The 12,414-nt window shown below is 45.9% G+C and carries 12 protein-coding genes; all 12 read right to left on the reverse strand.

Features of this window, described 5'->3' with window-relative positions; translation table 11 throughout:
• Nucleotides 1-1,466: DNA polymerase III subunit alpha (dnaE, locus tag V5298_RS14145; protein ID WP_332932095.1), on the reverse strand; the 1,466-nt coding region annotated here is incomplete at its 3' end.
• Between the two features lie 11 nt (nt 1,467-1,477).
• Nucleotides 1,478-2,053 (reverse strand): ribonuclease HII, encoded by a 576-nt coding sequence (gene rnhB / locus V5298_RS14150; protein WP_332932096.1) that lies wholly within the window; start codon nt 2,051-2,053, stop codon nt 1,478-1,480.
• Complete coding sequence (gene lpxB, locus V5298_RS14155) at nt 2,046-3,191, reverse strand: lipid-A-disaccharide synthase (protein WP_332932097.1); 1,146 nt, start codon at nt 3,189-3,191, stop codon at nt 2,046-2,048. Before lpxB ends, rnhB begins: the two co-directional genes overlap by 8 nt.
• Complete coding sequence (gene lpxA / locus V5298_RS14160) at nt 3,191-3,961, reverse strand: acyl-ACP--UDP-N-acetylglucosamine O-acyltransferase (protein WP_332932098.1); 771 nt, start codon at nt 3,959-3,961, stop codon at nt 3,191-3,193. Before lpxA ends, lpxB begins: the two co-directional genes overlap by 1 nt.
• 1 nt (nt 3,962) lies before the next feature.
• The gene (gene fabZ, locus V5298_RS14165; protein WP_332932099.1) at nt 3,963-4,412 is read right to left on the reverse strand and encodes a 3-hydroxyacyl-ACP dehydratase FabZ; all 450 of its coding nucleotides are present in this window, start codon (nt 4,410-4,412) and stop codon (nt 3,963-3,965) included.
• A gap of 196 nt (nt 4,413-4,608) precedes the next feature.
• Nucleotides 4,609-5,124, reverse strand: a complete 516-nt coding sequence (locus V5298_RS14170) for an OmpH family outer membrane protein (RefSeq protein WP_332932100.1) — start codon at nt 5,122-5,124, stop codon at nt 4,609-4,611.
• 49 nt (nt 5,125-5,173) lie between these two features.
• Nucleotides 5,174-7,651 (reverse strand): outer membrane protein assembly factor BamA, encoded by a 2,478-nt coding sequence (bamA, locus tag V5298_RS14175; protein ID WP_332932101.1) that lies wholly within the window; start codon nt 7,649-7,651, stop codon nt 5,174-5,176.
• Between the two features lie 58 nt (nt 7,652-7,709).
• Complete coding sequence (rseP, locus tag V5298_RS14180) at nt 7,710-9,062, reverse strand: sigma E protease regulator RseP (protein WP_332932102.1); 1,353 nt, start codon at nt 9,060-9,062, stop codon at nt 7,710-7,712.
• A complete protein-coding gene (gene ispC, locus V5298_RS14185) occupies nt 9,062-10,243 on the reverse strand; it encodes a 1-deoxy-D-xylulose-5-phosphate reductoisomerase (protein ID WP_332932107.1) in 1,182 nt (393 codons plus the stop codon). Before ispC ends, rseP begins: the two co-directional genes overlap by 1 nt.
• Nucleotides 10,243-11,106 carry a phosphatidate cytidylyltransferase gene (locus V5298_RS14190; RefSeq protein ID WP_332932103.1) on the reverse strand — a complete coding sequence of 288 codons (864 nt, stop codon included), beginning with the start codon at nt 11,104-11,106 and terminating at the stop codon, nt 10,243-10,245. Before V5298_RS14190 ends, ispC begins: the two co-directional genes overlap by 1 nt.
• Before the next feature lie 57 nt (nt 11,107-11,163).
• Nucleotides 11,164-11,934: a polyprenyl diphosphate synthase gene (gene uppS / locus V5298_RS14195; protein ID WP_332932104.1), complete on the reverse strand. Its 771-nt coding sequence runs from the start codon at nt 11,932-11,934 to the stop codon at nt 11,164-11,166.
• Between the two features lie 9 nt (nt 11,935-11,943).
• On the reverse strand, nt 11,944-12,414 hold a 471-nt coding region (frr, locus tag V5298_RS14200; protein WP_332932105.1), incomplete at its 5' end, for a ribosome recycling factor.

Here is a 12,414-nt window from a genome sequence, read left to right on the forward strand (position 1 = left end):
TCCTCATCTTCATCGTATAATTCGGGGAGACGGGGCTCGACTTCAAAGGCCTTGGCCAGAGTCATTCCAGGATCAGAAGGGATCAGTTTTGAAATGCGATCAACAAAGCCATAGGGATGACCAAGTACCCGACCCACATCACGTACCACCGCCTTAGCGGCCATGGTACCAAAGGTAATGATTTGGGATACCGCTTGTCGACCATATAGCTCGGCCACATGATCAATCACTTCATCCCGCCGATCCATACAAAAATCCACGTCAAAATCTGGCATGGAAACCCGTTCTGGATTAAGAAAACGTTCGAAGAGCAAATCAAATTCTAGCGGATCAAGATCGGTAATCTTAAGTGCATAAGCCACTAGCGAGCCGGCACCGGAGCCCCGACCAGGACCAACGGGAATATTGTTGTCCTTACTCCACTGAATAAATTCCATTACAATGAGGAAGTAACCGGGAAACCCCATTTGGTTGATGACTTCCAGTTCGATCTCTAATCGTTCGTCGTAAGCTGGCCGTTTCTCATTGCGTAGTGCCTCATCAGGAAAAAGAAAGGCTAAACGTTCTTCCAGCCCTTCCTTTGAGACTTTAACCAGAAAGTCCTCGGTACTCATACCACCGGTGGGAAATTGGGGCAGGAAATACTCACCCAGTCGTACCGTGACATTACAGCGCTTGGCAATTTCTACCGTATTTTCGATGGCTTCGGGAATATCGCTAAATAGCTCAACCATTTCCTCGGCACTACGTAAATATTGCTGTTCACTGTAGCGCTTAGGACGACGGCTATCATCAAGGGTATAGCCATCATGAATACAAACCCGTATTTCATGGGCTTCAAAGCCTTCCCTTTCGATAAAACAGACTTCGTTGGTGGCCACCACCGGCAAGCCTTCCTGCTCAGCTAAATCCACGGCACGGTGCAAATAGTCTTCTTCACCTGGACGACCGGTACGAATTAACTCAAGGTAAAATCGATCTTCAAAATGGGTTTGATAAAAGCCTAAAGCGGCGTCCAGAAGTTTGCTGTGGTTTTTAGTTAAAGCTACGCCTATATCGCCATGCAGCCCACCAGACAGCACAATAATGCCTTTAGCATGTTCGGCAAGCCATTGTTGTTCAATCACCGCACGATGATGTACAGCGCCACGTAAGTAGGCTTTGGATATCAACAAGGTAATATTCTTGTAGCCTTCGTTGTCCATGGCCAGCAAGGTTAGCCTAAAAGGCTCATCGCTTAGCATGTCACTTCTGACCCAAAAGTCGGCACCGATAAGGGGTTTTATGCCTCGGTTATGGGCTTCAGAATAAAACTTAACCAAGCCGCACATGTTCATCTGGTCGGTGATTGCCACGGCGGGCATATTAAATGCTTCCACCTGACTGAGAATGGGTTTTATTTTATTCAACCCATCCATCATGGAAAAATCGCTGTGTACACGTAAGTGAATAAAAGGCGATGACATGAACAATTCTCTTATTTTTCTTGTGCTAAACGGGCCTGAACAGGTTTAAAGCTCATACGGTAACAGGGTAACACGCCGTAGGTTTCAAGCGCAGCAAAATGCGCCTTGGTCGGATACCCTTTATGTCCGGCAAAGTTATACTGGGGATGCAGGGCATGAAGCGCCACCATATCTGCATCCCTTTCTACTTTGGCTAATATGGAAGCGGCGGATATTTCGTTGTGCAAGGCATCGCCTTTTACCACCGCTTCGCCGGCATAGGACCAATCCGGTAACCGGTTACCATCGACCCTCACAAAATCGGGCTGTATGGTTAACCCTTCCACCGCGCGCTTCATGGCCAACATGGTGGCATGAAGAATATTGAGTTGATCAATTTCTTGGGGCGTTGCCCGACCGATGGCCCAACATAAGGCATTTTCTTTAATCAGTGTTGCCAGTGCAATACGCTTTTTTTCGGATAATTTTTTTGAATCCGTTAACCCTGAAATTGGCTTGTCTGGGTCAAGGATCACAGCGGCGGTTACCACATCTCCCACCAACGGCCCGCGACCGACTTCATCAACACCAGCGATTAATTTACCCATTAATGATATCTCCAACCGCCTGCGCTGCCATTCTGTCGGCATTCAGTGCCAAGGTTTGATGTATGGCGGTAAAACGGCTAATAAGTGCACTATTGTCGTTATTAATCAGCGAAATCAGATGGGACGATAAAGAGTCTGGATTTACATCTTCTTGCAACAATTCAGGCACCAGTGCTTCGTTTGCCAATAAATTAGGGAGTGAGAAAAACGGCGCTTTATACAAATACTGCATCATTTTATAAGTCAATGGCGAGAGCTTGTAACAACACACCATGGGGCGTTTACACAACATGGCTTCTAACGTTGCCGTGCCCGATGCCAACAAGATAACATCGCTGGCAATCATAGCTTGTCGTGCATTGGCCAGCGTAAGTGTGACATCATTATGGGAAAACGCCCTGTCAGCAAGCATGGATTTAATGGTGTCATACCTATGCTGATTAGCAGCAGGAATAACAAAATGACACTCTGGCAGTGCGCTTTTAACCTTGATCATAGTGTCTAAAAATACCGGCAATAAAGCTTTTAGTTCACCGCCACGGCTACCGGGTAACACCGCCATTACCGGACGAGTCGGCGCAATATTTAGTGCATCTCGGGCAGAGTGTTGATCAGGATGAAGGGGAATGCTATCGGCTAAAGTATGGCCAACAAACTGATACGGCACCTGGTATTTTTGATATACCTTGGCTTCAAAAGGAAATAACCCCAGTACCAGATTGGTTGCCGCTTTTATCTTATGGATCCGTTTTTCCCGCCAAGCCCAAACCGTGGGGCTGACATAATGAACCGTTTTAATGCCCCGGGCTTTAAGTACTTTTTCCACCCGTAAATTAAAATCGGGCGCATCAACACCAATATAAACATCTGGCGGGTAAGCCTCAAAATGGGCTAATAACTGCTTTTTAACTTTTAGAATAGCGGGCAAATGAGACAAGACTTCCACTAGCCCCATTACCGATAAGGTTTCCATATCAAATAATGACGTAAAACCGGTGGCCTGCATATTGTCGCCCCCGATCCCTTCAATGATGGCATCGGGAAACCGTTGATAAAGTTCCTTTATCATTCCTGCTGCAAGCACATCACCCGAAGGTTCGCCTGCCACCACGGCTATGCGTAAAGGTTTATTGGGCATTAACGAATAATGCCCCGTTCCGCTTCTTTTAAGAACGACACCAAGACTTCTATTCCAGAATATTTCTCAGCTTGTTCTGCTAATTTAGCGATAGCTTCATCCACCGTATTATTATCGCGATAAATAACCCGATAGGCCCGCTTTACTGCCATAATTTCTTCAGAAGAAAAGCCTCGACGACGTAACCCTTCAGAATTAATGCCTGCCGCCACATTCTTAATCCCATTGACCATGACGTAAGGAGGCACGTCTCGCAATACAATGGCACCGGCCCCTACAAAAGCATGATCGCCCACTTTGCCAAATTGATGAATAGCGGCACCACCACCGAAAATCACAAAGTCACCGAGATGAACATGACCGGCCAAGGACACATTGTTGGCTAATATACAGTCGTTTCCTACGACACAATCATGGGCAACGTGAGCGTTTATCATAAACAGGTTTCTTGAACCTAATATTGTCTCACCTTTGTCCTGCACCGTACCACGGTGAACCGTAGCGCTCTCTCTAAAAACATTATCATCGCCAATGGTTAACGAGGTTTTTTCACCGGCATATTTTTTGTCCTGACATTCTTCGCCAATAGAACAAAATTGGAAAAAGCGATTGCGCTTGCCAATGGTGGTCGGTCCCTTGATCACCACATGGGATTCCAACACACAGTCATCACCAATAACCACATCATCGCCTACATAGGAAAATGGTCCAACCGTGACATTATTTCCCAATGTCGCCTTATCAGAAATCACGGCAGTAGAATGAATCACCTTATACTATCTCTCTGATTGCACACATAAATTCTGCACTGCAGGCTTCTTCACCATCCACACTTGCAGTACCTTTAAATTTCCAGATCCCGCGACGCTCTTTCAGTAAAACCACGTCAAAATCCAGTCTATCGCCTGGCGTAACCGGACGCTTAAAGCGCGCCGAATCAATACCGGCATATAAATAAAGTTTATCGGATCGCCCCATGGTTTTAAAACCAAGAACGCCAGCCGCTTGTGCCATTGCCTCAAGAATTAAAACACCGGGGAAAATAGGCCGCCCGGGAAAATGACCGGTAAAACAAGGCTCATTCATGGTGATATTTTTGTAGGCTTTTATTGATTCACCGATGACATAATCTGTCACCCGATCAACAAGCAGAAAAGGACACCGGTGAGGCAGTAAATCCAGAATTTCCTGGATATCAATAGTATTTAATGTGTTGGCCAAAAAAACGCTCTCCTATGCCAAATCCAGCCTGCTTGAATAATCTGTAGGCTGTTTGCCGTATTTTAATTTTAAATGGCGGCAACCATACGCGCATATCTACCAAAAACAAATCAGACCAACGCCTCTCGACGTTAGTCTGTTTTTATAGCATTTTAGCGCTCTGACAACGTAACTGGCCCGTTACCGAGCCACAGTATTAGTTGATTTTCTTAACCTGTGCGAGGACTTCCTCGGAAAGGTCATGTTGATCTTTTGCGAATGCTACGGCACCAGAATTGAGTACCAAATCATAATTTTCTTTCGCAGCAACAGAGTCAATAGCTTGTTTGATTAAACCGAGCAGTTTATTGCGCTCTTCATTGCTACGACGTTGAATGTTTTGCTGCAAGGGCTGGCCTTTAGCCGCTAATTGCTCACGCACATTCTGAATTTTGCTCTGTAGATCTTTTTTCTCGTCTTCGCTCATGGTTGCAGCATCGCGCTGTAAACGTTCTGCATAGAACTGACCGTCTTTTTGAAGTTGATTCACTTCTTCAATTTGGTCTTTAAATTCCATCTGAATGTTATTACTAATTTCAGCTGCCTGAGGCATCGCTTGAAACACACCCTGCACATCTACAACACCAATTTTTTGCTCAGCCATTGCAGACGCACTCACCAGTGCGCTACCTAATACCAAGGTTGCAACGAATTGTCTTGCCAACTGTTTCAAAAGGAACTCCTTTTTATATTAATTATTCCGGTTCATTGCCGGGTTTATATTAGAATGTCTGACCAATGTTGAAAGTAAAGAACTTGGCATCATCCCCTTCCCTTTCTTGAAGAGCGCGGGAGAAACTAAATACCATCGGCCCCATTGGTGATACCCATTGTACAGAAATACCAGCGGAACTACGATACAATGTCCAATCAGAATAGTCTATTAACTTGCCACTAGACTCATTCAGCTGAGTTAAATGGCTATATTCTACATAATCAAACTCGGTATCCCAAACATTACCTACGTCCAAAAACAGACTGGTACGTACAGAATTGTCGTATTCCACATCCACAAAGGGAGTGGGAACAATCAATTCGATGCCACCTAATGCCATGGCGTTCCCCCCGAGGCTACGGGAAGAAATAGAGATACTGTCGGTGGATGCATCACCGGCATAGACTTCTCCGTCTGGGCTGGTAATGGTGTCGTAATTGGCTCTTATAACACCCCGTGGACCAACCGTGTTGTTCTCAAAACCACGTAGCGAATCAGAACCACCCGCAGTGAAGTTCTCGGTAAACGGCAGAATTTGTTCGTCGCCATTAATACTGCCATATCCGTTTCCGTAACCGAGTCTTAAGCGCGTAAGTACTGACCAACGCTGATCTCGAGATAATGGGAAATAGAATTTGGTATCAAAAACCGTTTTAAAATAATTTACGTCAGAGTTAGGGGTGGTAATACTGAAGCTCGCCCGCTGACTAGAACCTGCCGTTGGGAACAAACCACGGTTTAGCGTACTACGACTCCAAGAGACACTGGCCAAGAAACTATCATAATTGATGGAGGCTTCTGGATCAGAGGTATCACGGAACTGATCATAGAACTGTTCCGTTTGCTCATAATACCCCGTGTTGTAGAGCTCCACGTTTGAATAGGTTAAGCCAAAGTTGATCCGGTTAAACTCATTAATGGGGTAACCAATATTGGCTCCAAGAGACCAACGTTTAGAGTTGTACTGAATAACGTTAAAGGATGAACCGTCAAATTCGCTGTATCCTAAGCTTCCCCCTAAACTGATACCATCAATGGTAAAATACGGGTCGTTATAGGTTAGCTGAGCAGACTTCTGATAAGACACGGTGCTCAAATTTAAGCCCACCTGCTTACCGGTACCAAGAAAGTTATTTTGCTGAATACCGGCTTGTAAGCTTAACTTGGTACTATCACCATAACCAATACCGGCATTAAAGGAACCGGAAGGCTGTTCTTTAACGGTAAAGTCCACATCGACCTGGTCTTCTTTTCCAGGCAAACGTGTTGTTTCATACTCTACCTGTTCCATATAGGTTAAACGTGACAACGCGCCTTTGGATGACTCAAGTAATGAGTTGGACAACCAAGTTCCTTCCATTTGACGCACATTGTGTCGTAACACACTATCGGAGGTGACCGAGTTACCAGAGAAATTAATTCGGCGCACATAAATACGCTTACCCGGATTAACAGATAGGGTTAATTTAACGGTTTTATCTTCGTCGTTGATTTCTGGGATGGTGGTCACTTCAGGGTAGGCATAACCAAAGCGCCCAAGGTATTTACTGATAAATTCTTCCGTGTAGGTCACTTCAGCTTGGTCGTATAATTCACCCACGGTAAGAGGTAGTACCCGCTCGATATATTTTTCATTGCCTAGCAAATCACCGACTAGCTCCACATCGGAGATGGTGTACTGTTCGCCTTCAGTGATATTTAGCGCGACATAAATACCGTCTTTTTCAGGGGTCATTGACACCTGCGTTGAATCGATATTAAACCGCAAATACCCTCTATCCAGATAATGGTTACGCAGGGTTTCCATATCCCCTTGCAATGTTTGCTGCTGATACCGGGTTTCTGACAAAAAGTCATACCATGGGGTATCGAATTGCAGCTCCATATCATCCATTAACTCCTCATCGGAAAATATTTCATTCCCAACAATGTTAATTTGCTGAATTTCGGCGGCATCCCCTTCTTCGAAGAGCAATTTTAAATCGACCCGATTTCGAGGCAAGGGCGTCACAATCGCGGTGACGTCGGCATTGTATTTACCAATGCTATAGAAGAAGTCTTTCAGCCCATTTTCGATGGAAGTCAGTACGGTTTTATCCAATGGCTCACCAACGCGAATACCATTTCCATCCAGACTTTCCTGCAACTGTTCGTCTTTAATATCATCATTGCCTTCAAAAATGATATTACTGATAGTGGGGCGTTCTGCCACTTTGACTACCAGCGTATTGCCGTCTCGTAATACTTCAACACGTTCAAAATGCGTTGATGAGTACAGGGATCGAATGGCTTGTGTGATACGGAAACTATTGAGGCGATCACCCACTTGTATTGGCAGATAAGTCAGCGCGGCACCAAGAGCCACGCGCTGGAGTCCAACAACTTTGATATCTTCAACAACGAATTCACTGTCAGACGCTGCAGCATGGGCGAAGCTAGCACTGGAAACCATTAATCCGGCTGCTACTAACTGATTTAACTTCATCTATTCTTTTATTCCTGGCCGCGTTTGCTGTTCTAATTAAAACTGTCGACACACATAGCTAGGTGATGCGACTTATGTCATTAAAAATGGCAATACTCATCATCATGAAAAGCAGTGCCCCACCAATTTTAAATCCCCATTCCTGAATTGCCTCGGGGACAGGCTTGCCGGTTAACCACTCAACGGCATAAAACAACAAGTGTCCACCATCAAGCATCGGTATTGGCAACAGGTTGATAATGCCTAAACTCACACTGATCAACGCAAGAAAACTCAAAAAGTAGGCGAAACCATAACCGGCACTGGTTCCCGCTCCTTGCGCAATGGAAATGGGCCCGCTAAGGTTATTCAGTGACACTTCACCGGTAACCAGCTTACCTAACATTTCCACACTCACAGCGGTTAACCGCCATGTTTTATCCGCTGCCTTAAACAGCGCATCAACTGGTCCATACTGATGGGTAAATACATAACCATCGGGCCAGGGTTCGGCTAAAGGGCTCACACCTAGAAAACCATTTTGCCCTTCCGGGGTATCTCGGCGAGCGATAGTGGCATTAATCACCTGCTCCTGTCCATTCCGTTTTACGGTAATTTGCACAGACTCACCCGGCATAGACTTGATTTTTTCGACTAATGCCATCCAATCTTCAATCGGTTCACGATTTAACGCGACCAAGGTATCGCCGACTTGTATCCCAGCTTTGCCCGCTGGACTCTCTTCGGCGACATAGGCAACATCCAATGTTATTGCCGGCCTAAATGGCGTTATTCCCAAACTATCTAATGCAGACTGCTTTTCCGGATCAAAGTTCCAGTCTTTAATATTAAGTGTCCGCGTGACCTCACGTCCTTGGCTATCTTTCAAGGTCATATCAACACGCTGATGGCCAATGGCAGACACTAATTCTAAATTCACGGATTCCCAATCGGGGGTGTCATGACCGCCCACATTGATAATTTCCTCACCTGCACTTAACTGCGCCTCTTGGGCAATACTTGTCGGTGCGATACTGCCGACCACCGGCTTCACAGTACTTTGGCCGATGAGGAACATGATATACAAAGCGAACACGGCAAACACAAAATTTACACCGGGTCCTGCCGCAATAATGGCCATACGTTGAAGTACGGGCTTATTATTAAAGGCTAAATGACGCCGCGATTCCGGTACATCGTCAATACGTTCATCAAGCATTCGCACATAGCCGCCAAGGGGAATGGCGGCGATGGCAAACTCTGTCCCTTTTTTATCGGTGCGGCGCCAAAAGGGTTTACCAAAACCGATAGAAAAACGTTCAACATGCACACCGCACATACGGGCGACAATAAAATGCCCCCATTCATGTACCGCAACAAGGATCCCAAGGGCAACAATGAAAGCCCCAAGGCTCCATAAAAAAGACAACACTATATTAAACCTCTTACCAAACCATCAGCAATTTCTCGTGCTTTGCGGTCTTCTTCTAGAATTTGTTGGAGTGACGAAACCTGCATAGGTTCCATCCCATTAAGTGTTTCTTCGTTAACCCGTGTAATGTCATTAAAACCAATTTTACCGGCTAGAAAACTCGCTACAGCAATTTCATTCGCCGCATTTAACCTAGTGGTAGCCGCCTGCCCACTCGCACACGCATCAATGGCCAATTTAAGGTTTGGGTACCGTTGATAGCAAGGCGAGTCAAAGGAAAGGGATTGCATTTTTGCAAAATCCAATTGCGCAACACCGGCCTCAATACGCTCAGGCCAAGACAAACCGTAGGCAATGGGCGTACGCATATCCGGGTTTCCCATCTGCGCAATCACCGAGCCATCGTTATATTGAACCATTGAATGGATAACACTTTGGGGATGAAGCACCACGGTTATATCATCCACTGATGCGCCAAACAGCCAGCAAGCCTCGATAAATTCCAGCCCTTTATTCATCATGGTGGCGGAATCCACGGTAATTTTACGCCCCATAGACCAATTTGGATGGGCGCAGGCCTCGTCCACAGTAATGCTATTAAATGTATCGAGTTCACGGGTTCTAAACGGGCCACCAGAGCCAGTAAGCAAAATTTGCTTAATCCCCGAAGCCGCTAGGTTACCGTAGACAAAATTATCTGGCAAACATTGAAAGATGGCGTTGTGTTCACTGTCGATGGGAAGTATTTTTGCGCCCGACTGATTGGCAGCTTCTATAAACAACGCCCCAGACATAACCAAAGCTTCTTTGTTTGCTAACAATACTCGTTTACCAGCGCGCACCGCGGCCAAGGTGGGTAACAAACCTGCTGCGCCCACTATCGCTGCCATGACGGTGGTGACTTCTGGCGCACTGGACACTTCTTCCAGTGCTTTTGGCCCGCATAAAATTTCCGAGTCGACCTGATACTCTGCGGCTTTTTTCACCGCATCATCGTATTGGTGAACGTCAGAGAGCACCACATAACGGGCAGCACATTGTTTCGCCTGCTTCATTAGCTTGTCGATTTGCTTATTACCAGAAATGGCAAACACCCGATATTTATCGGGGTGACGCAAAATAACATCGATTGTACTGCAACCAATAGAGCCGGTTGCACCAAGCACAGTAATTGTTTGCATCATGCCATCCAAGTTACGTAGCAAAAAGCAAAAATAGGAAAGGCCGCGGTAAGACTGTCAATACGGTCAAGCACACCACCATGTCCGGGGAGTAACTTACCGCTATCTTTAATGCCAGCACAGCGTTTCAACATGCTTTCATTGAGATCGCCAAGGGCAGAGACAGCAACGGTAATACCACCAATAAGAAGATGAAGCCAAATACGCGATGCTGCTACCTGATAATGCAGTGCGGCAAAGGCGATAATGGCAAAGGACGCCCCTACACCACCGAGTAAGCCTTCAAAGGTTTTACCTGGCGACACATTGGGACGTAGCTTGTGACGACCAAACTTAACCCCCACAAAAAAGGCGCCAATATCGGCTGCCCAAACAATGCCCAACACATAAAAGATTAACGATGCCCCATAGAGGGCATCGACATCATAAAGGCTAGTACGCAAGCTGATAACGGCAACCCAGGTGGGAACCAGGGTCAGTAGACCAAACCCCATACGAATAAGGTTATTGCTGCGCCAAAATGAAGAATACCGTGGGTAGGCAATGATCATAAATAAGGATGCTAACCACCACAGCACAGATAATCCGAGGATGAAATGGTACAAGCCGTGTAATTTCCCTTGGTTCCAAATGGTTTGGGTATCAACAATACTGGATAAGATAAAACATATGGCAAAGACCAACAGGGCAAAAGCCGCTTTGCGAGGACGAGCTGGCACCCCTGACATATTCGCCCATTCATAGGCCCCGAGTCCAATGACACCTGCCACTGCAATTTCGAACCACCAAACAGGAAGAAATAAAATGGCGATTAGCGCCAGTGGCGCCAAGATTAATGCTGTTATTATTCGTTGTTTTAGCATAGTAGGCGTTGTGCTCCTTTGGCAGCTTCGGCTGTCATATAATGCAAGTCCAGCTAATTAAACGCTGACTTGTTCACCTGTGAGGCCAAATCTTCGCTGGCGCTGTTTAAAATCATCAACAGCATCCTGGAAGACACTTTCCGAGAAATCGGGCCAAAGTACATCGGTAAAATACAGCTCGGCATAAGCACTTTGCCACAACAAGAAATTGCTGATGCGATGCTCGCCCCCCGTTCGGATAAGCAAGTCCAATTCGGGCAAGCCCGCCGTTGAAATGCGTTCATCGAAGGTCGCTTCATTGATCTCATCAACCCCAAGCTTACCGGCTGTGACATCTTGCATTAATTGCTGGGCGGCATTGACGATATCCCATCGTCCACCATAATTTGCTGCAATATTGAGTACAAGATCTGAATTCTCGGCGGTCATGACCTCTGCTTTGCGGATTTTTTGCTTTAATTTGTCGTCAAAGGCAGACACATCGCCAATCACTTTTAACCGCACACCGTTTTTGTGCAGACGTTTGGCTTCGTTGTTTAAAACAAGATTAAACAATTCCATCAATACTGACACTTCTTCTTCAGGCCGTTTCCAATTTTCACTGGAAAAAGCAAATAAGGTCAGCGATTTAATACTGTTTTTTCTGGCAAATCGCACTACGGCACGCACAGACTCAACACCTGCTTTGTGACCAAAAGTTCGAATTTTACCTTTTTTCTGTGCCCATCGACCGTTACCATCCATAATAATAGCAACGTGCTGCGGCCCCTGAATATCCTCGGGGCCGTCAGTCTTTGCGGGCGCTGCGCTAGACCGCTTTCCTAACATAGTATCTACTTAAACTTCCATCAGTTCTTTTTCTTTGTCTGCCAACATGGCATCCACTTTTTTTATAAAGTCATTGGTTAGCGTCTGAATATTTTCTTCTGCCGCCCGACTTTCGTCTTCACTGATTTCTTTTTCTTTAAGTAACTCTTTTACATCACTGTTGGCATCGCGACGGATGTTACGGATAGCCACCCGTCCACCCTCGGCTTCATTCCTAACCACACGAATCAGATCTTTACGACGTTCTTCAGTAAGTGGAGGTAACGGGATACGAATGGAGGCACCGGCACTCATGGGATTAAGGCCAAGATCAGACTGCATAATGGCTTTCTCTACCGCCTGAATCGCACTTTTATCAAACACAGTCAGCGCTAATGTACGGCTGTCTTCAGCCACCACGTTAGCCACCTGTTTTAACGGCGTATCAACACCATAATAAGGCACCATAATACCGTCGAGCAAACTGGGATGTGCCCGGCC

The sequence above is a fragment of the Alteromonas sp. 14N.309.X.WAT.G.H12 genome (genome assembly GCF_036697315.1).
GTDB lineage: Bacteria > Pseudomonadota > Gammaproteobacteria > Enterobacterales > Alteromonadaceae > Alteromonas.